This is a genomic window from Curvibacter sp. Hmag1.1 (assembly GCF_059769165.1).
Genome location: NZ_JBMBGX010000002.1, coordinates 737,216 through 758,551, shown reverse-complemented (window position 1 = coordinate 758,551; position 21,336 = coordinate 737,216). Strand labels below are relative to the sequence as shown.

General features: G+C 60.8%; 24 protein-coding genes. 13 read left to right on the top strand and 11 right to left on the bottom strand.

The annotated features are described in order from the left end of the window. Positions 1-99: 99 nt before the first annotated feature. Positions 100-1,107, top strand: a complete 1,008-nt coding sequence (gene ylqF, locus ACOAP0_RS04045) for a ribosome biogenesis GTPase YlqF (protein WP_087494609.1) — start codon at positions 100-102, stop codon at positions 1,105-1,107. A gap of 67 nt (positions 1,108-1,174) precedes the next feature. Further along, positions 1,175-1,921: an SOS response-associated peptidase gene (locus ACOAP0_RS04040; RefSeq protein ID WP_498375487.1), complete on the top strand. Its 747-nt coding sequence runs from the start codon at positions 1,175-1,177 to the stop codon at positions 1,919-1,921. A 7-nt stretch (positions 1,922-1,928) separates the two neighbouring features. Here the strand turns inward: ACOAP0_RS04040 and ACOAP0_RS04035 are convergent, their stop codons facing one another. Beyond that, positions 1,929-2,816 (bottom strand): transporter substrate-binding domain-containing protein, encoded by an 888-nt coding sequence (locus ACOAP0_RS04035; protein WP_498375488.1) that lies wholly within the window; start codon positions 2,814-2,816, stop codon positions 1,929-1,931. Between the two features lie 72 nt (positions 2,817-2,888). Next, positions 2,889-4,058 (bottom strand): toxin-antitoxin system YwqK family antitoxin, encoded by a 1,170-nt coding sequence (locus ACOAP0_RS04030; RefSeq protein WP_498375489.1) that lies wholly within the window; start codon positions 4,056-4,058, stop codon positions 2,889-2,891. Positions 4,059-4,137: 79 nt separating this feature from the next. Between ACOAP0_RS04030 and ACOAP0_RS04025 the strand changes: the two genes are divergently transcribed. From ACOAP0_RS04025 to ACOAP0_RS04015, 3 genes are all read left to right on the top strand, one after another. Beyond that, positions 4,138-4,575, top strand: a complete 438-nt coding sequence (locus ACOAP0_RS04025) for a universal stress protein (protein ID WP_481873052.1) — start codon at positions 4,138-4,140, stop codon at positions 4,573-4,575. An 82-nt stretch (positions 4,576-4,657) separates the two neighbouring features. After that, complete coding sequence (locus ACOAP0_RS04020; RefSeq protein WP_498375490.1) at positions 4,658-5,497, top strand: M90 family metallopeptidase; 840 nt, start codon at positions 4,658-4,660, stop codon at positions 5,495-5,497. Between the two features lie 69 nt (positions 5,498-5,566). After that, complete coding sequence (locus ACOAP0_RS04015) at positions 5,567-6,229, top strand: YitT family protein (RefSeq protein ID WP_498391320.1); 663 nt, start codon at positions 5,567-5,569, stop codon at positions 6,227-6,229. A 5-nt stretch (positions 6,230-6,234) separates the two neighbouring features. Here ACOAP0_RS04015 and ACOAP0_RS04010 read toward each other — a convergent pair whose 3' ends face one another. Beyond that, positions 6,235-6,864: a thioredoxin domain-containing protein gene (locus tag ACOAP0_RS04010; protein WP_498375493.1), complete on the bottom strand. Its 630-nt coding sequence runs from the start codon at positions 6,862-6,864 to the stop codon at positions 6,235-6,237. A gap of 474 nt (positions 6,865-7,338) precedes the next feature. On the opposite strand from ACOAP0_RS04010, the gene ACOAP0_RS04005 reads away from it, so the two are divergent. Continuing rightward, positions 7,339-8,895, top strand: coding sequence for a sensor domain-containing diguanylate cyclase (locus ACOAP0_RS04005; protein ID WP_498375494.1), 1,557 nt, complete (start codon positions 7,339-7,341; stop codon positions 8,893-8,895). A 212-nt stretch (positions 8,896-9,107) separates the two neighbouring features. Here the strand turns inward: ACOAP0_RS04005 and ACOAP0_RS04000 are convergent, their stop codons facing one another. Next, a complete protein-coding gene (locus tag ACOAP0_RS04000) occupies positions 9,108-9,434 on the bottom strand; it encodes a DUF6172 family protein (RefSeq protein WP_313867241.1) in 327 nt (108 codons plus the stop codon). 86 nt (positions 9,435-9,520) lie between these two features. On the opposite strand from ACOAP0_RS04000, the gene ACOAP0_RS03995 reads away from it, so the two are divergent. Then, positions 9,521-10,126, top strand: coding sequence for a 3'-5' exonuclease (locus ACOAP0_RS03995; protein ID WP_498375495.1), 606 nt, complete (start codon positions 9,521-9,523; stop codon positions 10,124-10,126). Here ACOAP0_RS03995 and ACOAP0_RS03990 read toward each other — a convergent pair. The 3 genes from ACOAP0_RS03990 to trxC form a co-directional block, all read right to left on the bottom strand. Then, entirely contained in the window at positions 10,095-10,736 is a 642-nt protein-coding gene (locus ACOAP0_RS03990; protein WP_498391319.1) for a DUF938 domain-containing protein, read from the bottom strand. The two genes, ACOAP0_RS03995 and ACOAP0_RS03990, sit on opposite strands and share 32 nt — an antisense overlap. A gap of 25 nt (positions 10,737-10,761) precedes the next feature. Next, on the bottom strand, positions 10,762-11,010 hold the full coding sequence (locus ACOAP0_RS03985; RefSeq protein WP_087494599.1) for a hypothetical protein: 249 nt from the start codon (positions 11,008-11,010) through the stop codon (positions 10,762-10,764). 242 nt (positions 11,011-11,252) lie between these two features. Continuing rightward, positions 11,253-11,699 carry a thioredoxin TrxC gene (gene trxC, locus ACOAP0_RS03980; protein ID WP_498375498.1) on the bottom strand — a complete coding sequence of 149 codons (447 nt, stop codon included), beginning with the start codon at positions 11,697-11,699 and terminating at the stop codon, positions 11,253-11,255. 165 nt (positions 11,700-11,864) lie between these two features. Here trxC and ACOAP0_RS03975 point away from each other — a divergent pair, with 165 nt between their 5' ends. Beyond that, a complete protein-coding gene (locus ACOAP0_RS03975; RefSeq protein WP_087494597.1) occupies positions 11,865-12,128 on the top strand; it encodes a hypothetical protein in 264 nt (87 codons plus the stop codon). A 57-nt stretch (positions 12,129-12,185) separates the two neighbouring features. On the opposite strand, the gene ACOAP0_RS03970 is transcribed toward ACOAP0_RS03975, so the two are convergent. The 4 genes from ACOAP0_RS03970 to ACOAP0_RS03955 all read right to left on the bottom strand — a co-directional run bounded on the left by ACOAP0_RS03970 (position 12,186) and on the right by ACOAP0_RS03955 (position 15,961). Beyond that, positions 12,186-13,241, bottom strand: a complete 1,056-nt coding sequence (locus ACOAP0_RS03970; RefSeq protein WP_498375499.1) for an alkene reductase — start codon at positions 13,239-13,241, stop codon at positions 12,186-12,188. 108 nt (positions 13,242-13,349) lie between these two features. Then, on the bottom strand, positions 13,350-14,642 hold the full coding sequence (locus ACOAP0_RS03965) for a pectate lyase family protein (protein ID WP_498375500.1): 1,293 nt from the start codon (positions 14,640-14,642) through the stop codon (positions 13,350-13,352). A 126-nt stretch (positions 14,643-14,768) separates the two neighbouring features. Beyond that, complete coding sequence (locus ACOAP0_RS03960) at positions 14,769-15,329, bottom strand: hypothetical protein (protein WP_498391318.1); 561 nt, start codon at positions 15,327-15,329, stop codon at positions 14,769-14,771. A gap of 8 nt (positions 15,330-15,337) precedes the next feature. After that, the gene (locus ACOAP0_RS03955; protein ID WP_498375502.1) at positions 15,338-15,961 is read right to left on the bottom strand and encodes a glutathione S-transferase; all 624 of its coding nucleotides are present in this window, start codon (positions 15,959-15,961) and stop codon (positions 15,338-15,340) included. A gap of 180 nt (positions 15,962-16,141) precedes the next feature. Between ACOAP0_RS03955 and ACOAP0_RS03950 the strand changes: the two genes are divergently transcribed. Genes ACOAP0_RS03950 through ACOAP0_RS03930 form a run of 5 tightly spaced genes read left to right on the top strand, consistent with a single transcriptional unit; the run spans position 16,142 to position 21,235 of the window. Next, complete coding sequence (locus ACOAP0_RS03950; protein WP_498375503.1) at positions 16,142-17,068, top strand: M14 family metallopeptidase; 927 nt, start codon at positions 16,142-16,144, stop codon at positions 17,066-17,068. 39 nt (positions 17,069-17,107) lie between these two features. Then, complete coding sequence (locus ACOAP0_RS03945) at positions 17,108-18,070, top strand: AAA family ATPase (RefSeq protein ID WP_498375504.1); 963 nt, start codon at positions 17,108-17,110, stop codon at positions 18,068-18,070. A gap of 8 nt (positions 18,071-18,078) precedes the next feature. Then, complete coding sequence (locus tag ACOAP0_RS03940) at positions 18,079-19,248, top strand: DUF58 domain-containing protein (RefSeq protein ID WP_498375505.1); 1,170 nt, start codon at positions 18,079-18,081, stop codon at positions 19,246-19,248. Then, a complete protein-coding gene (locus ACOAP0_RS03935; RefSeq protein WP_498375506.1) occupies positions 19,239-20,660 on the top strand; it encodes a transglutaminaseTgpA domain-containing protein in 1,422 nt (473 codons plus the stop codon). Before ACOAP0_RS03940 ends, ACOAP0_RS03935 begins: the two co-directional genes overlap by 10 nt. A gap of 29 nt (positions 20,661-20,689) precedes the next feature. Beyond that, positions 20,690-21,235, top strand: coding sequence for a hypothetical protein (locus ACOAP0_RS03930; RefSeq protein ID WP_498375507.1), 546 nt, complete (start codon positions 20,690-20,692; stop codon positions 21,233-21,235). Positions 21,236-21,336: the final 101 nt, after the last annotated feature.

The following is a 21,336-nucleotide window of genomic DNA, read 5'->3' as shown; positions in this document are numbered from 1 at the left end:
AAATCCGGCCTCTTTCCTAGGGGCGGCTGTCTAAGCGGTGCATGCGGGCCACATACGGGACAATGCAGGGTTTAGCGCAGCGACAGAAAGACATACGGCATGGCAATTCAGTGGTTCCCGGGGCATATGCACCTGACCCGCAAGGCAATTCAGGAACGCATCAAGGAGATTGATGTCGTCATTGAGCTGCTCGATGCACGCCTGCCCGGGTCGAGCGCCAACCCCATGCTGGCTGAGCTAACGGCGACCAAGCCCGCACTCAAAGTGCTTAACAAGCAGGACTTGGCGGACCCTGAACGCACCGCGCTCTGGCTGGCGCACTACAACGCTATGCCCGGCGTGCGTGCGCTGCCGCTGGATGCCAGCATGACCACCCCTGCCAAGGCGCTGGTGGCCGCCTGCCACGAACTGGCCCCCAACCGGGGCGGTATGGCTAAACCCATGCGGGTGCTGATTTGCGGCATTCCCAACGTGGGCAAGTCCACGCTGATCAACACCCTCAAGGGCAAGCGCGCTGCCAAAACCGGCGACGAGGCCGGGGTGACCAAAATCGAGCAGCGCATCACCATTGCGGACGACTTCTACCTCTACGACACCCCCGGCGTTCTGTGGCCCCGCATCATCGTGGCCAAGAGTGGCTACAACCTGGCGGCCAGCGGTGCCATCGGCAAAAATGCCTTCGACGAAGAAGAAGTCGCCCTCGAACTGCTGGACTACCTCCGTCAGCATTACGCCGGCACGCTGGAGGCGCGCTACAAGCTGACCGGTGTGGCGGGTCAAACCGACGAACAGCTGCTGGACGCCATTGGCCGCAAGCGCGGTGCCTTGCAGTCGGGGGGGCGCATCAACCTGAACAAGGCTGCAGAGATCGTGATCCACGATTTCCGCAGTGCGGTGCTGGGCCGCATTACCTTGGAGACGCCGGAACAATTTGCCCAGTGGCTGGCCGAGGGCAAGCAAATCGACGCAGAGCGCCAGATGAAGAAGGACGCCATCGAGATGGCCCGCCTCATCCGCCTCAAAAAGGTGAAGCGCCCTGATCAACCCCGTCACAGCGATGCCCGTGAGGCTGCGGCCGACAAGCCCGCTCCCTCAGACGAGGAATAGAGAAAAAGTAGCCGTAAGCGCCCGTCGAATATGCGCGAACAGCTCCTGATTTCATAGCGTTGAAGCCATGTGCACCAACTTCATCCCTTCTGCGCGGGTCGATTTTCTGGAGCAACGGCTGGGGCCTGTGGCTTCTTTGCCTGTGGGGGCTGCAAGCTGGCCTGCTGAAACTTTTCCCGGCTATGCCGCACCTGTCGTGGCACGCAGCGGGCAGGGCAGAGTGGCCTTGCAAGTAGCCCAGTTCGGGCTTATGCCCGCCTGGAGCAAAGATGCGCAACATGCCCGTGAACTGTCCCGCGGCACCTACAACGCACGCAGCGAAACTGCAGCCATCAAACCCAGCTTCCGCCATGCGTGGGCTGCCCGGCAGTGGGCGCTGGTGCCCATGGAGTGTTTCTTTGATCCCTGCTGGGAAGATGCAGCTGCAAATGGTGGCCGTGCGGTTCGCTGGCGCATTTCCATGCCCGACGGTGAGCCTTTTGCGGTGGCGGGTTTGTGGGAGCGCTGGACGGACAAGGCCAGTGGCGAGCAGGCGGACAGCTTTACCTTGCTGACGGTGAATGCTGATGGTCACCCCCTTATGGGCCGCATGCACCGACCCGGCGATGAGAAGCGCATGCCGGTGATCGTGCCGCCCGGGCGCTACGCCGATTGGCTGGATGCCAGCCCGCAGCAGGCCATGGAGTTCATGCAATGCTTTCCTGCGCAAGAGATGCGGGGCGAGCCCGCACCCTTGGAGCGTGCCAACAAAACACCACGCGCTGTGACCCGCAGCGACAGCCCACCGCCGCCCGAGAACCTGTCCTTGTTCTGAGTCGCGTTCAGCGCAGCTCGGCTTCCAGGTTGTCCCATAGCTCCTTGTCTGCCAAGGGTGTCTCTTTGGACAGCGTGGGGTTGGCAATGCGGATGACTCTGCGGCCCGAGAGGTTGATATCCGAAAGAATGCTTTTCTTGAATTGCAGGTAACGCTTCTGGAACTTGCCATTGCGCACCAGTAAGCGTATTCCCTCGTCAGCGCGCTGGGCCAGCTTTTCACCTTCCGGCGTTCTGGGGAAAAAGAAATAGCGCGGTAGTGGGTAGTACAGCACCAGCTTTTTCTCCACCGTCAGGTCGGGGTAGGCCGGGATGTTGCTGGCGAGTTCTGCGCTGATTTCGTTCACTCCGCGCGAGAACAGGTCAAACCTTCCTGCGTCCAACATTGGAAACAGGCTTTCGTAGGTGGGGCCGGTCACCACGTCCAAACCGGCGTAGCGCAAGATGTCCACATCGATCCAGCTTGCCGCCTGTCCGATGCTGAATTGCCGGAGTTCGCTCGTGCCGCGTATGCCGCTGAAGGCGGCCTGGTTGATGCCCTTGATCAAAAACAGGCGGTAGCCGGTGAGCCCCTTGTCGAGCGGAATGCGGATCGGGAGCAACTTTTTCTCCCTTTCCATGCTGGTGGTGCGGGCCATGACGCTGATGTCCTGGCTGTTGCCCAACTGCATTTCGGCGCGGGCGGGTGTCATCACTTTGGGGCTGGGCTGCAGTTCGTACGGGCCCCACTTGCTCTGGGTTTCGTCGAGCGCCAGTTGCAGAATGTCCCAGTAAAAATTCATGCGCACATCCGCTCCGCTTTCGGGTGGCGGATAGATGTATTGCATGGGTGCAGCCCACGTGCTGACGTGCAGCAGCGCAGTCAAAATCAGGCCAACGACGGCGTTTCTCTTCATGAGTCGCAGCATCTCTGCTCTCGGTTTATTTGGAGCCGAGTTTAGCGCTGCGATATGACAAGGCGAAGAAGTCTATTTGCCCATGGCCTTGCGTGAGCCGTCCTCAAACAACTCGTCGTCACTGCGCAGGGTGCCGTCTGCATCCCACACGCGTTGGCGTTTGATGTTGCCTTGGGTGTCGTAGGTGTTTTCGAGTTCGGTTTTACCGTTCTCGAAGAAGCTCAAGTGCACGCCGATTGCCCGTTCGCTGTAGCGACCATCCGTTACAAAGCTGCCCTGGAAGCGCAGCTTGCCGCTGTCGGTAAAACGCTGCCATTCGCGCACTTCGGTGCTGCCTTCAAGCGTAAACTTTTCTTTGCTTTGGGGTTGGCCATTCAGGAAGTAGCGTGCGTCCAAAGCAAGGCGGCTGCGTTTGCGGCCGTTGCTCTCTGCCAGGGTGTACAGCCGCTCCCGCACCAATGTGCCAAAGGCGTGGAACTCGGCATCACGCAGCAAGAGTGCAGGGCGACTGCTTTCGTCCCACAGCTTTTCGCGACGCTTGATGCCGTCCTCGGCGTAAAAGCCTTCTTTGACTTGGGTACCGTTGCGTTCCAGGTCGTCCGACGGCTTGCCACTGGCGTAAAAGCGGGTGGACTTTTGCACCACGCCGGCTAGGAGGGTCTGGGTGCCACGCAGGGTGCCGTCGCTGCCAAACGTGGAAACGGTAGATGCTTTTCCACCAAAGCCGCACAGGGCAGCATCGTCCACATGGGGCGCCAACAAGGGCTTGGGGCCACAGCGCAATTCGCTGAGCTGCTTGTTGGCCGTGAAGTGGGCCGCTGCGCCCTCCCGCTCGGTATCCGCCACGAACTCCACGCGTTTGGGTGCGCCACTGTCGTACCAGCTGCGCCGCAGGCCACGGGCGTTGCCGTTCACGTTGGTGAACTCTTCGATGAGCTGGCCATTGGCGGCCCACTCGCGCTCCAGACCCACATGGGGGCCATTCGGTGTGGTGGTGAATTCCTTGTTCAGCTTGCCGTCGCGGTAGTAGCGCATCAGGCCGTAAGAGTCGCCATTGCGCAGCTCGTATTCGCGCTCCAAGCGGCCCGTGTCCCGGTCTTTGCAGCGCACCATGCCGGTTTTACCGGCGGTTTCCGCGCCATTGTTGGTGTTGATGGATTGGCCGTTGAACTCACAGTCCTGCACCGCAAAGGCAGCAGGGGTGATGCAGATCAAAAGTGTGGCGAGGAGGCGGTGTCGCATGGTCGTGCTGATGATGTAGGTCAAGGAATGTAGCGCAGTGGGCGCGCACAGTGGTGGCATCCCAATACAGGAGGACACCATGTTCAAACACATTCTGCTGGCCACGGACGGCTCGGCCTCTTCAGAGCACGCAGCCCAACTGGCTGTCAACCTCGCCCGCACCCACGGCGCCAAACTCACGGCCCTGTATGTGGCTGACCCATACCCCTATATTGGCATCGGCGAAATGAACCCTGCGGGTCTGCAGGCCTATGCATCTGCCGGGCAACAACTGGCAGCTCAAGCGCACGCGCATGTGGATGCTCTGTGCCGCAACGGCGCACCTGTGGAGCTCGAAGCCCGCTTCGTGGAAGATGCGACGGCGGTCAACGGCATTGTGCAAAGCGCGCAGACCGTGGGTGCAGATCTCATCGTCATCGGTTCACACGGCCGCTCCGGCGTGGCGCGCCTGGTGCTGGGCAGTGTGGCCGCCAAGGTGGTGGCGCAAAGCCCCGTGCCTGTGCTGGTGGCACGTTAAGTCCCACGCGTCTGTGGGCGCTTGAAAAAGGCCGCAGGGCCTCCAGTTACAGTGTTCATGCAACGCCGCTAACGGGAGACCTGTGGCCTTTACTTTGTTTTGTATCGCCGCATTTGCGCTCTTGGCCGGCTTCTTGTGGTACCCGCGCTGGTTGGCTTGGCGGCGCAGCCGCCTGCAGGAACAACCTTTTCCGGCGGCATGGCGCAAGCATTTGCGCAAGCGGGTGCCCCTGTTTGCGCGCCTGCCGGCTGACTTGCAGCTGCAACTCAAAAAGCACATTCAGGTGTTTGTGGCGGAGAAGGCGTTCATCGGATGCGACGGCCTGCGCGTCACCGACGAAATGCGGGTAGTCGTGGCCGCCCATGCCTGCCTGCTCCTGCTCAATCGCACCCGGGGTGTGCCGGCGGACTACTTCGCAGGGGTTCGTCAAATCCTGCTGTATCCGGCGGCGTTTCTGGTAGACCGCAGCCACACCGATGCTGCCGGCGTGCACCATGCCCAGCGCCAGGCGCTGGCAGGCGAATCCTGGTCGCAGGGGCAAGTCATCCTGTCCTGGCAAGACGTATTGCAGGGTGCTGCCGACCCGCAGGATGGCCGCAATGTCGTGATTCATGAATTCGCCCACCAGCTGGACCAGGAAAACGGCCAGGCCATGGGTGCACCTTTGCCGTTGGCGGGCGACGCCAGCTACAACCCCCAGCGCTGGAAAGCCGTGTTGAGTGCGGCCTTTGATCGCTTGCAGGGCGAAGCCTTTATGCACCAGCAAGTGCTGCTGGACCATTACGGTGCGCAGGACCCTGCAGAGTTTTTCTCTGTTGTGTCAGAGGTGTTTTTTGAGCAGGGCTCCGCATTGCTCGGCTATGACGCGGCGCTGTACCGGGAGCTGCAGGGCTACTACAAGGTGGATCCGGCCAGCTGGTAAGGCGCGCGTCAACCGCCGTGGCCCGGCGGGCGGCACAATGCTTGCTCCGTCCGGTTCATGTCTTCTTCCATGCCTCTATCCCCTTCCGACAAGCCCGCCAGCGGGCCGGTTGATCTGCCTGCCGCCTTGCAAGGCGATGTGCAGCAGCACACCTTGTTTGAGGATGCGCAGGCCATCTTTACCGGCACCTTGTTTGTGAGCCTGGCGCTCATCCTGTTCGGGCAGGCCGGCTTGCTCACTGGCGGTACGGCCGGTGCGGCTTTTGTGCTGCACTACGCGACCGGGGTGAGCCTGGGCAAGCTGTTCTTTTTGATCAACCTGCCGTTTTACTGGTTTGCCTGGCGGCGCATGGGGCGGGAATTCACGGTCAAGACCTTCGTGGCCATCACGTTTTTGTCGGCCATGGCCGAATGGTCTCCACGCCTGTTTGCCATTGAGCGGCTGCATCCCGCCTATGCGGCCGTGCTGGGCGGCCTGCTGCTGGGCTCGGGGTGCTTGTTTCTGGCGCGGCACCGTGCCAGTCTGGGTGGTGCCACCATCGTGTCGCTGTACCTGCAGCGCGCGCGTGGTTGGCGCGCCGGCATGGTGCAAATGGGCATGGACTGCACCATCGTGCTGCTGGCGCTGACCGTGGTCGACCCGGTGCGGGTGGCGTACTCGGTGTTGGCGGCGGTGGTGATGAACCTGTTCATCGCGGTCAACCACCGCCCCGGCCGCTACGCAGTCCTCTAACGCCTTCAGTTCACACCCAGAAACTCGGCAAGTGCCGCGGTCTCCATGGCGCCTGCGTTGGTGACTACCTGGCCGGATTTGATGTTCTTGGCCACCACATAGGGCACAGACTCCACCGCCAGCTTGTTGAACAACTCGGTATTGGCCTTGATGATGGCTTCCACCTCTGGCGCTACAGAGGTCGGCAGAGGTGTGCCGCCTGTGCCGGCGAGGATGGAGGTTTCATGGGCTGCCATGAATTCAGCCGGGTTGGACGCACTCAGGATGGCCGCGCCTTGAGGTGCGCTCTTTCCGTTGATGAAGGACACGGGGATCCACACAAACTTTGCCTTGGGCAACAAGGCCTGGGACGATTGCCACAGGTGGCCGCAATGCGGGCACTGGGGGTCAAACAACACATACACCGGGTTGGCAGCCATCATGGCACCCACGGTGAAGCCTTTGCCCTCAGCGGCGATCTTTTCGTAAGCCTGTGCAGGTGCCAGGGCCGAGGCTTTCTCCGCAGGCTTGGCACCGGCTTCTTCTTGTTTGCCGCAAGCGACCAAACTGCCCAGCGCTAATGCCATGGGCAGGGCCAACAGGCGAAGGCGGTTGCGATCAGGAGAAGCCGGGTGGGCGATAGGCAAAGACGTCATGGACATAGGTGTTGCAGGTTGTAAAAGTGTCAGCGTGGGTAGAGTCGGTGAAAGCGGCAATGGTTCCCACAGTGGCTACTTTACAGGCACCCTCTGCAAAGCCCCTGTTGGTGCGGGTTTTGGGGCTTGTAAACATAGTTATCCACAAAGTGGCGCACAGTTTTCGGGGGTAATGCGGTGCAGACTGAAGTCGTTTTCTTCAGCTACACCGAATTTCAAAAAGTGCTAACACAAAACTTTCCCTCATTGACAAATCACAGATTTTTCATTTTGGAGAGACGTGAATTTGCCTAAATATTAGGCATCGTGTCGCAGCCCAATACTGGCGCGGATTTCGCGGCTTGTACCTTGTGTTATCCACAGCGTGGCCCACACGGGAATGGGGTAAGTTTTTTGGGCTCTGGTTGTTACGAATCGGTCCTTCTGCCATAGTGGCATCGGGGAAGGTTCAAAAACTACAGAGGCAGGTACAACATGCCAAACCAGTTACGGGTCCGTCGCAGTGTGTCGCTGCGGCGTGCCTTGCGAATGCTTGTGGTGTTCAGTGTGCTACCCACGGCCATCGTGGGCATGTTGCTGGCGTACGCCAACTACCGGCTGCAACGCGAAAACGTGGAGCAGCAAACGGTGTTGGTCGTCAGGGCCATCCAGTCAGACCTCGAGCGGGAGATGGCGGCCATCGAATCGGCACTCAAAACACTGGCTACCGCCCCGGAGTTGGGGAATGGCAATCTGCCGGGCTTTTACCATCGGGCCACCCAGGCGCTGGGTTCAGGATCGGTCCTGAACTACATCCTGACGGACCGTGAAGGCCGGCAGGTTCTAAACACCTTGCTTCCATTCGGAACCGCCTTGCCAACCCGCGGTACACCAGCCCAACTGGGTAAAGTGTTCGATTCACAGACCACTGTGCTGACCGACATGTTCACGGGCGTGACTACCAAGGCGCACATCATTGCCATGGGAGTGCCGGTGGTGTCAGGCGGCAAGGTGATTTACAGCCTCAATATCGGACTCACGCCCGACCGGATCAACAACATCATCGCCCGCCACCCCATGCCTGAGGGGTGGCTGGTGGCGGTGCTGGACAGCAGCCGCACGATCGTGGGGCGCTCCCGCGAGCCGGAGCGCTTTGTGGGCCAAAAGGCGGTGCCGGAGTTGGTCAACACGCTCGCGCAGCGCGACTCCGGTTTCATGGAGTCCGTCACCAAAGAAAACATTCCAGTGTTTACCGCTTTCAGCACCTCACCTTTGTGGGGCTGGACAGTGGTGAGCGGTGCTCCCAAGGCAGAACTGCACCGCGAATTGCTTATTCAGCTCGCCCAGGTGATGGCGGGCCTGTTGGCTGCGCTCATGCTGGGGCTCTGGTTGGCCCGCCGCGCCGGTCTGAAAGTGCTCTCTTCCGTCGGTGAACTGAATGATGCAGCCCTGGCGCTGGGGCGTGGCGATGACATCACCCTGCCGACCCTGGAGCTGCAAGAAGCCCAAGCCGTGGGCACGGCGATGCTGCAGGCGGCTGACGCCATGCGCAAGGTGAAGTTCTTTGCCCAGCACGACGCGCTGACCGAGCTGCCCAACCGCCTGCTGTTTGATGAGCTGGCACAGCGCAGCATGTCCATGGCCCTGCGCCGTGACAGCGAACTTGCCTTGCTGGCGCTGGACTTGGACGGATTCAAGGCCGTCAACGACAGCTTGGGCCATTCCATGGGCGACGAGGTCCTCAAGACCGTCGCCCTGCGGATCGCTCAAACCATTCGTGGCTCGGATGTGGCGGCCCGCATCGGGGGGGATGAATTCATCATCCTGCTGTCCGATGTATCTGCCGAGACGGCCATGCAAAGTGCTGAGCGCTTGGTGGAAGTGCTGTCAGCGCCATACCCCGGGGTCGGGCTGCCGCTGGGGGTGAGCATCGGGGTGGCAATGTTCGCGCGCCACGGTACCGAAATGAAGACGCTCATGCTCGCTGCAGACCGGGCGCTGTACGCAGCCAAAGCGGGTGGCAAGGGGCGTGCAGTTCTGGCGTCGGGTTAATGCCTGCTAGCACAGAAAAACGGCTACAAAAACAGGGTCGTCCGAACTGCCTGTTTTTTGAGCATCGCGTCCAAAGCCAATGCGGGCGAGGGTTTCAGGCCTTGTGAACACGCTTATCCACAATGCAGTCCACATGCGAGTGGGGTAAGTTTTTTTCAACTTTTTTTGCCCCGCGCGCGCTCAAGCCATGGCTGGTTTGTGCTAGACCGAAATCACTCTTCCAGGAAGTTGGCAATCGTCGACCCGGCAGCCGGATCGCGAGGCTTGCGCACACCGTGTTTGGCCAGAATCTCGATATAGAACTGCTTGCCGCCTTCTTTGGCGATGGCGTCGACCAGGCCGATCAACTCGGCAGAGTGGGCCACCACAGCGTCCTGTTCGGTCGCGCCGAAGCGGCAGTCAAAGTCCCAGAAGTCCACGCCTTCGGGCAAGGCGCGGTTGCGTTCGCGCTTCATGTATTTGCGGATTTCGTGCTTGGTTGCATCCAGCAGGCGGTCGGGGTGCTTGCCTTCAACGTGAAGGGGGAATGTTTTTTTCATGGGGAAATCCTGGAGCGTGCGGCCGCTGAAATGCAGCCGGCAGGTCGTTGAGGCCAAAGGGTGGCAGGTGGGCGATGATACGCCCCATGCAACATCACCCTCGCGAACAGCACCCCACGCCCGACAAAGACGCCATTGCCCTGCTGCCCGAATTCGGCCGCTTGGGTCTGGACCGCATCACGCTGGTTAGCACCGGTCCGCAGGCACTGGCGGCGCTAGACCAGCTGCGTTCTGCCCGCGCCTGGGGCTTCGACACCGAGTCCAAACCCACCTTCAAGGTTGGTGAGTTGTCAGATGGCCCGCATGTGCTGCAGTTGTCCACGCCACAGCGCGCCTGGGTGTTCCAGTTGCATGACCCCGAATGCAGGGCGGTAGCTGCGCAGTTGATGGCCTTGCCCGGGGTGGTGAAAGCAGGTTTTGGCTTGGGGGATGACCGCAAACGCATCCTGCACAAACTGGGGGTAGAGCCGGTGGGTGTGCTGGAGTTGAACCACGTTTTCCGCGAGCAGGGCTACCGCAAGGACATGGGCGTCAAAGGCGCCGTGGCGGTCTTGTTCCACCAGCGGTTCATCAAGAGCAAGAAGGCCGCAACCAGCAACTGGGCTGCACCGCGTCTGACAGAGGCACAGCTGGTCTACGCCGCCAATGACGCGTATGCCGCTATCCGGGTGTACGACGCGTTGGGTCTGTGAGGCCCCACACCAGCAGCAGGTTGTTGGCCGGCATCTCGTGGCGTGCCTTCAGCCGCAGGCCGGCTTTTGCAGCCTCGGCCTCAATGTCGCTCAGCTCTCGGATACCGAAGCTCGGGTCATGGGCCCGCAGGCTGGCATCAAACTCGAGGTTGCTGGTGGTCGGAGCGACCCCAGTCTCAAAGTAAGGCCCGTACGTGACTAACACGCCTTCGCCGGCAAGATGCTGCGCTGCGCCCCGCATGAGTGCACCGCAAGAGGCCCATGGCGCGATGTGCAGCATGTTGATGCACAGCATCAGGTCATAGGGACCGGTAAGTTCGGAATCGGTGTCAAACCAGGGCTCCTGGCATACATCCAGCTGCTGCGCGATTTCAATATTGCTGAGATCTGCCTCGCTGGCACGTACTTCAATGTTGTAAAGCGCGCCGCGGTGCACCTCAGTAGGCTGCCAGATCCACTGCGGCAAGTGCCGGGCGAACCAGACCACGTGTTGCCCGGTGCCCGATGCAATCTCCAGCGCCCGCCCGCTGGGGGGCAGTAGGGATTGCAACACCTCCAGAATAGGTTGCTTGTTGCGTTCGGCAGAGGGGCTGTGGTCCGGTTGAGCCATGGCGCTTGCAGCGGTGGGTGTGGGCTTAGTGCGTGACGAATTCATAGCTGACTTCTTCGCTCTCGACCATATCGAGAATGTCGTTCAGCTCGTCTTCGCTTTCGGTGCTGCTCCAGGTGTCTTCCGGGTCAGCGGCAAACAGGGGTTCGATGGCGATGTCCAGAAACTGGCCATTGGGCAGGCTCAGCACCGGGGTGCCTTCCGAGGTTTCGACCAGCGACCAGTCGTCCGGTACCGACATTTCCAGTTTGATGGTGACGTTGAGTTTTTTCATGGAAAAGTCCTATGGGGGTTCATTGTGTGAGCCGGCGAGGTTAACCGACTTGGGTGACGCAAGCCAATTTGCCACTTTGCGAATACCCCTTACCACAGGTTTTTGAGCCTGCAAGCGAGTGCTTTTGCACTGCCTGTTTTTTAGGCGCGCTTGTCAAACCCAATGCCGGCGCGGATTTCGCCGCTTGTAAACACGCTTATCCACACAACAGCCCACAGGCGCTTGGGGTAAGTTTTTTTCAACTATTTTTGCACCGGCATGTGCATCTTGACCCAGCGCAGGATGTCGGCCTGGCCCATGGCGCCGGGTTGGCGGGCGACCTCGCTTCCACCCACAAACAAAGCCAGCGTCGGAATGCTGCGGATCTGGAAGCGCGCGCCCAGTGCCTGCTGGGCCTCGGTGTCTACCTTGGCCACGCGGATGTGCGGCTCCAGCTGCGCCGTAGCTGCTGCATAGGCCGGGGCCATGGAGCGGCAGGGGCCGCACCACGGGGCCCAGAAGTCCACCAGCAGCGGTATGTGGCTGCGGTTCAGGTGTTTATCAAAGGTGGCCGTGGTCAGGTCCAGCGGTTTGCCGGTGAACAGGGCGCCTTTGCAGCTGCCGCAGTCGGGGGCGCTGCCGAGCTGGTCGGCAAGCACGCGGTTGGTGGTGTGGCAGTGGGGGCAAACGATATGGAGTGCGTCAGTCATGCCGCTTAGCTGGCGGCATGGGCAGCTTTCTCAAGGCACGGGTGGGCAGGACTTAGGCCTTACTCCCTAAGAAACAACGGGTATTAGGGTTAACCCTTGCATTGCATCTAGGGTTAACCCTATACTGCGGTGCAACATCACACGGTTTTACTTAAGGAGTCCACCATGACCAGCACGACACTCAACGCAATCTCTCTGCCCCAGAACGCACAACCCACCGTGGGCGCTTCCTTGCAGGCGCTGTGGGTGGCCGGCAAGAATCTGGCGGTAGCCCTGTGGCAAGTTTCCTTCGGCACGGGCCAGTCGCAAGCCACGACCCGCTTTGCAGAAGCGGAAGAGCTGCGTACCTTTGCTGCCAGCATCCAGAAGTCGGACCCTTCGTTCGCGCTGGAGCTGTTTGCAGCCGCTGACCGTCACGAAGGTCTGTAAACCCGGCCTTCCAAGGCACCCCCCGGCCGTGCTGACCGGGTGGTGCCTGCCTGACGATTACATCGTCGGGTAGTCGGTGTAGCCCTGTGCACCTGGTGTGTAGTAGGTGCTGCTGTCAGGCGTGTTCAACGCCGCACCGGCTTTCACGCGTTCCGGCAGGTCCGGATTGGCAATGTATGCGTTGCCGAACGCCACAGCATCCAGTTTTCCGTCCTTGATCGCTTGCTCAGCCTCTTCAGCGCTGTAGCCCATGTTGCCGATCAACACACCCTTGTAGTTCGTACGTGCCACGGTCACCACGTCGGCCTTTTGCACGCCGAAAAAGTCCGCACGCATCAGGTGCAGGTAGGCCAGCTTGAAGTCGTTGAGCTTTTCGGCCAGGAAAGCGGTCAGGCCCACGGGATCGCTGTCGACCATGCTGTTAAAGCTGTTCAGGGGCGACAGGCGCAGACCCACGCGGTCGGAGCCGATGGCTTCGCTTACCGCCGTCAGCACTTCAAACAAGAAGCGCGCGCGGTTTTCCAATGAGCCGCCATAGGCATCGGTGCGCTTGTTGCAGCCGTCACGCAGGAACTGGTCAATCAAATAGCCATTGGCGCCATGCACTTCCACGCCGTCAAAGCCTGCAGCGATGGCATTTTTTGCGCCCTTCGCAAAGGCAGCCACGATGTCCTTGATCTCTTCCACACTGAGTGCGTGCGGCACCACGTGCGGCACTTTGCCCGCGGGGGTGTGGATCTCGCCGTCAATGGCCAGCGCGCTGCTGGACACGGTGCGCACACCGCCATTGATGCCGGGGTGGGCTGCACGGCCTGCGTGCCAGATCTGCATGAAGATGCGGCCGCCCTTGGCGTGTACGGCATCGGTGGTTTTTTTCCAGCCGGCAATTTGCGCTTCAGAGTAGACGCCGGGCTCAGCCACGAAGGCAGAGGTACCTTCCTGCACCATGGTGCACTCGGTGATCAGCAGGCCGCCGCTTGCGCGCTGGGCGTAGTACTCGGCCATCAAGTCATTGGGCAGGTGCTCCATGCCCGCGCGGGTGCGGGTCAGTGGCGCGAGGACGAAACGGTTGGGCAGAGTCAGCGCGCCGACTTGGAGGGGGGTGAAAAGCATGTTCAAAACCTGTAAACGTAACAACAAGGGGCGCGAGTGTGGCACCGGGCCAATAAGCCCGGTGTGGTGGGGTTACTCGGTTTTGGGTTAGGCCAGCGGCACAGTCGATCAGCTGCAGCTCAGTGTTGCCAGGTTCTTGCCCACACCAACCACTGCTGCCAGGTTGGCTTTGACGCACGCCGGTGTTTGCGCCGTATAGGTGTAAGGCAAAGTCAGCGGAAATGCTTTGGTGCTCGTCCAGCTGTCTGCGTTGATATAGCCGGAGCCTGTGGTCCACGTGATGTTGTAGGTGGCGTTGTCCGCCGCACTTTGGGTGTTGTTACCACGCAGATCCCACCAGCCGCAGTTGCTGGAGTCGTAGCGGCAGGTCACGGGGTTCTTGGCGTTTTCGAACCAGTTTTTTTCAATCAGTGCGTATCCGGCTTGGCGCACGTTGATGCCGGAATCGGTGATGCCGGTGTACAGGTTGTTGTACATGTGCGTCCAGCCACCACGCTGTAGCGGCAAGCGGGCGTTCACGTTGCTGTAGATGTTGTGGTGGTAAGTGATCTCGCGGCCGCCGGCGATGTCCGTGCTGGAAGACCCGTCCAATCCCACCTTCTTGTTGTCGTGGATGTAGTTGTACGACACCGTGATGTTGTGAGAGTCCTTCTTGATATCGATGGCACTTTCGAACGTCAGGTCGCCGTCCGGTGACCCATTGCATTCGTTGTTCACTGCAAACAGCTCGTTATGGTCTATCCAGACATTGGAGGAGGTGTCGATGCGCAACATGTCCGCGTCGTTGGCAGCGCCGGCCAGCGCACCGATCTTCATGTTCCGCACCACCACGTTGTTACTGCGGATCAAGGTAATGCCGAAGTTGGCCGACGAGCCGTTGGCTCCCAGGATGGTCAGCCCGACGTTGAAGTCTTTGATCTGCAACTCGCGGTAAGGGTCGTTCCAGTGCGGGTTGGGGCAGTTGTGATTGGCATCCACCGTGTGGTCACTGATGATTTGGGCAATCAATGTGTCTTCGTTGCCGGTGTAAGTCAGTATCAGGGGCTTCCCGGCGGCCTTGGCCGCCGCCACCTCGTTGATCATGTCTTGCAGGGTGGCCGCACTTCGCACCAGGGCGCCTGTCACATTGCCGCCGGATGTGGTGGCAAAGCCGCCCGAGCTGCTGGCCACAGTACCTGAGGTGGAGCCTGAGCTTGAACCGGTCGATCCTCCGGAAGTAGCGCCTGTGGAGGGGTTTGCAGTCACTCCACCAGTAGATGCCGAGCCAGAGGCCCCCGAGCCGGACGATGCCGTGCTGCTGCCACTGTCCCCGCCACCGCCTCCATCGCCCCCACCGCAACCGCCGGCAGCCAGCAAAACCACAACAAAAAGGAAGCAATAGCGACGCAGCACAGGGAGCATGGGAGTACAAAAATTAAACAGGCCTACATAGAGCCCCGAAAATTCTACGAACGACCGTTCGCTTTACGCCTTGGAAATTGTCAAAGGCCTGTTTGGTTTGTATGGAGATGTAAGGCTGCCTGGCCCTTAGTACGTAGCCAGAGCTGCATTGCGCACGCGGGCCAGCAGCCGCTGCCGGATTAACCCGCTCACCGGGCGTATCAGCCACCAATAGGGCGTGAAACGGCGCAACGAAGCGTGGTCGTTACAAAACACCCGCGTCTCGGTGTGCAACCAGGTGCCACCCTCTGCGGCGGGGCGGGTGCTGAAGTTGAGCACGAGTTTGGCAAAGCCCGGCTCGTTGAAATTGGCAAACTGGTCCGGGCTGGCCATACGCACCTGACCGTAGTCCGCCTGCCAGAACTTGCCCACCAGCCCGAGCGCGATTTCACGGTCGCCATCGCGGCCCAGCAGGATGAAATTGTCGATGCCAAAGGGCGCTTGGGTCGCCAGACGGCTGCGTCCACCCAGTGCACCCCGCAACCGGTCCGGCAACTCACGCAGTTGGATGAAGCGGCGCGCCCAGGGGTCTTCGCTCACGCCCGGCTGCAGCACCGCGTCCAGCAAGGCGCCGGGCTGGGCCGGCGTCAGCAACTGGTGCTTTTCGCTGAACTGGTACTGCGGCATCAGCCGCTCCATCAACTCCATGCGCTTGCTTACTTGGCCGCGAATTGGGCGTAGTAGGCCTTGATGGCCGGTGTCTCGGCAATGCGCTGCATGTGTGCATTCAGCGCAGGGGCCACGCGCGCTACCAGGTCAGTGGGCACATGGTCGAAGCGGCCGGAGTTCAAGGCACGCACATCGATAAACACTTTCAGGTCTGCCACGGTGAGTCGGCCGTCGGCAAAAAACTCGCCGCCTTGTGCATGCAAGCGCTGCTGCAGCCAGCCCAAATACACGGGCATGGAGCCATTCACCAGCGCTAGGCGTGCAGCCTTTTGCTCTTCGCCGCTCATGCGGAACGTGGGGCCCATCTTGACGCCTGCGTCTTCCACCACATAGGTCACTTCATCGCAGTACAAGGCTTGCAAGGGGTCGGTGGGGTACAGGCCGGCCAGCTTGCCCGCAAAGCGCAAGAGCGCATCGCTCTGGGTGAACTGGGTGCCATCCACATCCAAAGTCGGCACTTGGCCGAACGGAGTGGATTTGCGGATTTCTGCAAACTGAGGGAAGGTAAAGCGATGGTCATCAAACGCCACACCGCCCAGGTGCAGGGCCAGGCGCACAGGTTCAGCGCGGCCGCCGTGCATGTCAAAGTAGCTGAGTTTCAATTGGGGCATGGTGTCTTCCTTCTAGGCTGTTGTTTCGGGTCCGCACTTCGGGTGTGCAGGGCGTAGCGCATTCTATGCAGGCGGGCCTCTGCGCATAGCCCATGCATAAAAAGCCCTCTAGCGCCCGAATAATGTGCGCGAGCAGCTACTAAAATCGTAGCAAACAGATCGCGCTAAGAAGCTACATTCATGACTATCCCCCGTTTCTATCCTCTCGGCACCCCCGGCCAAGCCTGGGGCCCCGCCGAAGTTCAGCAGTGGCGCGCCCGCCAGGTGCGCCAGCGCAGCTATGCCGACGACGTTCTCTCTGCGGTGGAGCAGCTGCGTGCGCAGTGGGACGTCGAAAGCTATGGCGAAGTCGTCTATGCGGATTCCGTGCACAGCGAAGAGCGCTTCCCGCTCATGGCCTTGCGCAGCCATAGTTGGAGCAGTGCGTTGCCCACGGTGTTGGTCACGGGCGGAGTGCACGGGTACGAGACCAGTGGCGTGCATGGCGCATTGCGCTTTGCGGCCGAGCACGCTGCCGCCTACGCCGGCCGCGTGAACCTGCTGGTGGCGCCGTGTGTGAGCCCCTGGGCCTACGAGCGCATTCAGCGCTGGAACTTTGACGCGCTGGACCCCAACCGCAGCTTCCGCGCCAACAGCCCCTCCCAAGAGAGTGCAGCCCTCATGCGTTTGGTGGCACCCCTGCTGGGTCAGTTTGCCGCCCACATCGACCTGCACGAAACCACCGACACCGATGAGAGCGAATACCGCCCCGCTGTAGCCGCGCGCGATGGCAAACCCTTTGAGCCCGCCACAATTCCCGATGGCTTCTATCTGGTGGACGACACCGGCAACCCCCAGCCCGCATTCCAGCAAGCCATCCTGCAGGCGGTAGAGCGTGTCACGCACATCGCGCCCACCGACGGGGAGGGCGGCATCATCGGCACACCTTTGGTGGCGCGTGGTGTCATTGAGTACGACATGCGCGGCCTGGGCCTGTGCGCCGGCATCACCGGCGCGCGCTACACCAGCACCACCGAGGTCTATCCCGACAGCCCCCGCGCCACGCCCGAGCAATGCATTGCCGCGCAAGTGGCAGCGGTGTGTGCAGCTTTGGACTTTGTGGGCTGAATCGATCGTTAGAATTTCCCCAAACAGGGAGATTCAACAATGAGCCAAGACACGGCGGGCACTTGGACGCCCAAACAATCTGCGCAACTCGCGCAGGCCATCGTTCACAACGTCGAAAAAGTGCTTCAGGGCAAGCGCCAGCAAGTGGAGCTGGCCCTTGCTGCCGTGGTGGCCGGCGGTCATGTCCTGATTGAAGACGTGCCCGGCTTGGGCAAGACCATGCTGGCCCGCGCGTTGGCAGTGTCCGTGGGCCTGTCGTTCAAGCGCGTGCAGTTCACGGCCGACTTGATGCCTTCCGACATCGTGGGCGGGCCCATCTACAACCCCAAAGACGGCAGCTTCACCCTTCGCCCCGGTCCGGTGTTCGCCAACATCGTGCTGGCCGATGAGATCAACCGTGCCAACCCGCGAGCGCAGTCCGCGTTGCTGGAATGCATGGAAGAAGGCCAGATCACCCTGGACGGCCAGACGCTCCCGCTGCCTGCTCCGTTTGCGGTGCTGGCGACACAAAATCCCATCGACATGGCAGGCACGTACCCTTTGCCCGAAGCCCAGCTGGACCGGTTCCTGATCCGCCTGTCTTTGGGTTACCCCGATGCCAGCGTGGAAGCCGATTTGGTGGCCTCGCAGCAGTTTTCGCACCCTATTTCCCGCTTGCAAACCGTGTGTGCTCCCGGCGTGTTCGCCCGGCTTGCCGCCGGTGCGCGGGAAGTGACAGTAACCCCCGAGGTTGCGGCTTTTATGGCCTCCATCGTGGGGGCTACGCGCAAGCATTCGTCTATTCGTTTCGGTGCCAGCCCACGTGGCACATTGGGCTTGGCGCGCATGGCCCGCGCATTGAGCTGTGTCCGTGGATTGCCGTATGTGGACCCCGCCATCGTGCGTGAAGTGGCAGTTCCCGTGCTGGCGCACCGCATCATCGTGCAGACGCAGGGTGCCAAGGGCAAGAGCGCGGAAGCCCTGATCCAGGAAATTCTACAGACACAAGCCACTCCGCAATAAGTCACGCCATGGAACGCTGGCTTACCAAGTCGAGGGTGTTGCTCGGGCTGTGCGGCGTCTTGCTGATTGCAGCCTTCAACCGCCACGACCCCATGGTCTTCGGCATGTTCCTCATGCTCGCGGTTGTGAGCATGTTGGGCTTTCTGGTGCCTTGGTTGTCGCTGCGGACCATGAGCATCCAGTTCGCGGGCGAGTTCGATCAAGAAGTGCAAGAGGGGGAGGCGTGCGACATGGGCCTGCTGGTCCGGCGTACAGCGCCTTGGCCGGCCTTCATGGTGGACATTGAAACCGAATGGGAATGGGCTTCCAGGCGCCTCATCCTTAAGCAAACGGTGCCTGTCATCCGTGCCAAGCAGGCGCCGGCCTTGGGCCAAATGGTGCGCTTTCCCTGCCGGGGGCATTACGAATTGGTGGCCGTGAGGATGTCCAGCGGCTTCCCGCTGGGTTTGATGCGTGCGCAGCACAGTCTGTCGCGTCCGGATGTTCAGGTCCGGGTGCTGCCACGGGCGCAAGCTGTGCAGTGGCCGCTGCCTTGGGATGTGGCGGACGACCCGCTGGGCGAGCTAACCACCCGCCGAATGGGCCAGTCCTTTGAGTTGGGCATGCTGCGCCCTTACCAACACGGAGAACCGGTCGGTCGCGTGAGCTGGCGGGCATCTGCCAGAGCCGGTGAACTGGTGATTCAGCACTTTCAGCAAAGCGGCTCCATCCGCCTGCGCCTGGTGATGGATCTGCCCCGCGAGCCGGTGCTTGGCGATGCCGAGTCGCCCGGTGAAAACGTGGTGCGTGTAGCCATCGGTGTCGGTGATACCGCGCTGGCTCACGGCGCGCAGTTGTTTTTGTATCTGTCGCCTGAGGCCATGAAAGTCGACGATGGTGTGGCTCTGCGCCATGCCTTGGCCGAAGCCGTGCCCAGTGTGAGTCTGCAAACCACGCTGAACCAGCTGGCGCAAGAGGTTGCGCCGGGCGAACAGGTGGCAATGGTCGTGGCCTGCGACTACCCGGCAGCCCAGCTGTTGGCGCATTTGCAGCCCATCGCGGCACGCGGTTGCCATGCGGTGGTGTGCATTGCCTTGGGGCGCAACCCTTCTGGCATTCAAATGCCCCAAGCGCTGGCACTGCAAAAGGCCATGACCGAAGCAGGTTTTGCCACGGTATTGGAGTCCACATGGCGTTAATCGCATCCTCTTTACCCGCAGCGGCGAACGACTCCCCACCGCTGCAAAGCCGTGGTGTGCTCGTGCTTACGGGGCTGTCTTATGCGTGTGTGGGGTTGGCTTTTTCTTATCTGGACAGACGCTACGGCCACTTCGGTTTGGAGGGCACGCTCTGGGTGCTGTGGGCTTTTTTCGGGTTTGGTGCAGGTGCTTTGCATGTGCTGAAGCCACAGGGCAAAGGCGGGCAAGTCCAGTGGGCTGTCATGGGGTCTGTGGGCGGCTTGCTGGCTGTGTTTCCGGGCTTCCTCATGTTCAACTTGCTGCGCTGGATCTGCCTGCTCATCATGGTGGTTATGGGTGCGCGCGCAGCGGTCATGCGCACCCGGCGCGACTTCTACTTCACCCTCATGGTGATCTTCTCGGTGAGTTTTATGGCCGGTACCCATGGCAACGCCGACTGGACGCTTTGGATGTACCTCGGCCCCGCTTGGGCCTTTGGCGCGTTGGCCTTGGCGTGGGAGCACGCAGCCGGTAACCCCATCTCACGGTGGACCAAGCTGCTCATGACTGGCGGCTTTCTTGCCACTGCACTGCTGCTGACTGCCTTGTTGTTTTTGTTCATGCCGCGCCCATCCACACTGGGCTTTGGTTTCCTGCCGCCGGGTACCGATACACCGGGCATGTTCACGACGCCTGCGGGTGGCGGCAACCAGGACGGCAACCAGGGCGGCGGCAACGGCGCTGGCAGTAACGCTTCGGCCGGATCGTCTGGCGCATCCGGCCAGCCACAGCCGGGCGGCACCTTGGGCCGTTGGCAGGGCATGCTCAAGGAGATGCGCTCATCGCTCAAAGATGCGTCCATTCCTCAGTGGCAGCGCAATGCACTGGGTAATGTGATTGGAGCCGGTGAGTGGGTGCTGAGCGCTTTGGGTGATGAGCCGGGCAATGAGGTCAAAGGCCCCAAAAACTCAGACTTGAACCCGACCATAAAAGTCCAAAAATTTCAACTCACTGCGCAGCAATTGTTCGACTGGCTCACGGCGTTGCTGCTTGCATTGGTGCTGTGCCTGCTGGGGTACTGGCTCTGGCGGCGGCGCTACCACGTGGGCATGGTGCTTACCTTGAACGCGGCGCAACTGCTGGCACACCGTTATCCCATGCGATCCATCCAGCTTTCGGCCTGGGCGCTGAAATGGAGTCTTCGTGTTCATGGTCATCACCAGAAAGCCGGGCAGTCCATCCGCGAGTACGTGAGCACTGCGCGGGGCCTGCCTCCGCTGGCGAAAAAATGGATGGGTTACGCAGTGGAAGACTACTGTGCCGTGCGATTCGGCGGAGTCCCGGCGACGCCCGCACGTGCCACTTGCATGCAAGAGTCTGTTCGGGGTGCCTACGAAGTCGCCACTGGCTTGATGCCGGAGCTCAGCAAATAACTGTAAACATGCAATAACAAGGGAGAAGCATGAACAAAGGACTGCCCCAGTGGCTGCTGATAACACTGGTCTTGGCATTTGCCGGGCTTGGTCTGATGCTTTTCGATGCGCGCGAGGATTTGCATACCTACCAGACCTACTTCCGCGACAAATCTCCGGATGTCAGCTTGCGGATCGGTGAACTGTCTACCCGCATGGATGAGGCTGCCTTCCGCAAGCACTTTGAAAGCGTTCCTATCCAATGTGTTGCAGAACAGAGTACGCTGGGCGACCGCCTGTGCTACAGCTCCATCGATAGCGCCGATGGTCTTCCCGCCCTGACACTGCTCGCCTTCCTGAACAAAGGAAAGCTCGCATTCGTGATTGTGCAAGTGCCTTGGTGGCGACATGGCGCCTGGCTGAAATCACTCAAACTGAAGTTCGGGTCTTTTCAAAAGGCAGGTGTGACCGGGGACGAGCGGGGCGCTGTGTTGCGTTGGGCATTGGACAACGGATTCTTGGAAATGAGCCAGAAACGCGCTTTCAATCCACTGGCTTGGAGCACCGTGATGTGGACGGGCACTCCGAGCCAGTGAAGTGATTCAAGACAAGCGGTAGGCACCAGCGCTAGCAATACACCGCTGATTGATCTCGATTAAACCGGCGCGGCCGTGCGCGGCCAACAATGCTTCTATCA

Coding starts and splice junctions, on each gene's coding strand:
- ACOAP0_RS04030 (WP_498375489.1), bottom strand. CDS start 4,058: ATGCGACACCGCCTCCTCGCCACACTTTTGATCTGCATCACCCCTGCT.
- ACOAP0_RS03955 (WP_498375502.1), bottom strand. CDS start 15,961: ATGCCCCAATTGAAACTCAGCTACTTTGACATGCACGGCGGCCGCGCT.
- ACOAP0_RS03965 (WP_498375500.1), bottom strand. CDS start 14,642: ATGCTCCCTGTGCTGCGTCGCTATTGCTTCCTTTTTGTTGTGGTTTTG.
- ACOAP0_RS03995 (WP_498375495.1), top strand. CDS start 9,521: ATGCAACATCACCCTCGCGAACAGCACCCCACGCCCGACAAAGACGCC.
- ACOAP0_RS03985 (WP_087494599.1), bottom strand. CDS start 11,010: ATGAAAAAACTCAACGTCACCATCAAACTGGAAATGTCGGTACCGGAC.
- ACOAP0_RS03945 (WP_498375504.1), top strand. CDS start 17,108: ATGAGCCAAGACACGGCGGGCACTTGGACGCCCAAACAATCTGCGCAA.
- ACOAP0_RS04035 (WP_498375488.1), bottom strand. CDS start 2,816: ATGAAGAGAAACGCCGTCGTTGGCCTGATTTTGACTGCGCTGCTGCAC.
- ACOAP0_RS03975 (WP_087494597.1), top strand. CDS start 11,865: ATGACCAGCACGACACTCAACGCAATCTCTCTGCCCCAGAACGCACAA.
- ACOAP0_RS04025 (WP_481873052.1), top strand. CDS start 4,138: ATGTTCAAACACATTCTGCTGGCCACGGACGGCTCGGCCTCTTCAGAG.
- trxC (WP_498375498.1), bottom strand. CDS start 11,699: ATGACTGACGCACTCCATATCGTTTGCCCCCACTGCCACACCACCAAC.
- ACOAP0_RS04040 (WP_498375487.1), top strand. CDS start 1,175: ATGTGCACCAACTTCATCCCTTCTGCGCGGGTCGATTTTCTGGAGCAA.
- ACOAP0_RS03935 (WP_498375506.1), top strand. CDS start 19,239: ATGGCGTTAATCGCATCCTCTTTACCCGCAGCGGCGAACGACTCCCCA.
- ylqF (WP_087494609.1), top strand. CDS start 100: ATGGCAATTCAGTGGTTCCCGGGGCATATGCACCTGACCCGCAAGGCA.
- ACOAP0_RS04000 (WP_313867241.1), bottom strand. CDS start 9,434: ATGAAAAAAACATTCCCCCTTCACGTTGAAGGCAAGCACCCCGACCGC.
- ACOAP0_RS03930 (WP_498375507.1), top strand. CDS start 20,690: ATGAACAAAGGACTGCCCCAGTGGCTGCTGATAACACTGGTCTTGGCA.
- ACOAP0_RS03960 (WP_498391318.1), bottom strand. CDS start 15,329: ATGGAGTTGATGGAGCGGCTGATGCCGCAGTACCAGTTCAGCGAAAAG.
- ACOAP0_RS04015 (WP_498391320.1), top strand. CDS start 5,567: ATGCCTCTATCCCCTTCCGACAAGCCCGCCAGCGGGCCGGTTGATCTG.
- ACOAP0_RS04005 (WP_498375494.1), top strand. CDS start 7,339: ATGCCAAACCAGTTACGGGTCCGTCGCAGTGTGTCGCTGCGGCGTGCC.
- ACOAP0_RS03950 (WP_498375503.1), top strand. CDS start 16,142: ATGACTATCCCCCGTTTCTATCCTCTCGGCACCCCCGGCCAAGCCTGG.
- ACOAP0_RS03970 (WP_498375499.1), bottom strand. CDS start 13,241: ATGCTTTTCACCCCCCTCCAAGTCGGCGCGCTGACTCTGCCCAACCGT.
- ACOAP0_RS04010 (WP_498375493.1), bottom strand. CDS start 6,864: ATGACGTCTTTGCCTATCGCCCACCCGGCTTCTCCTGATCGCAACCGC.
- ACOAP0_RS03940 (WP_498375505.1), top strand. CDS start 18,079: ATGGAACGCTGGCTTACCAAGTCGAGGGTGTTGCTCGGGCTGTGCGGC.
- ACOAP0_RS03990 (WP_498391319.1), bottom strand. CDS start 10,736: ATGGCTCAACCGGACCACAGCCCCTCTGCCGAACGCAACAAGCAACCT.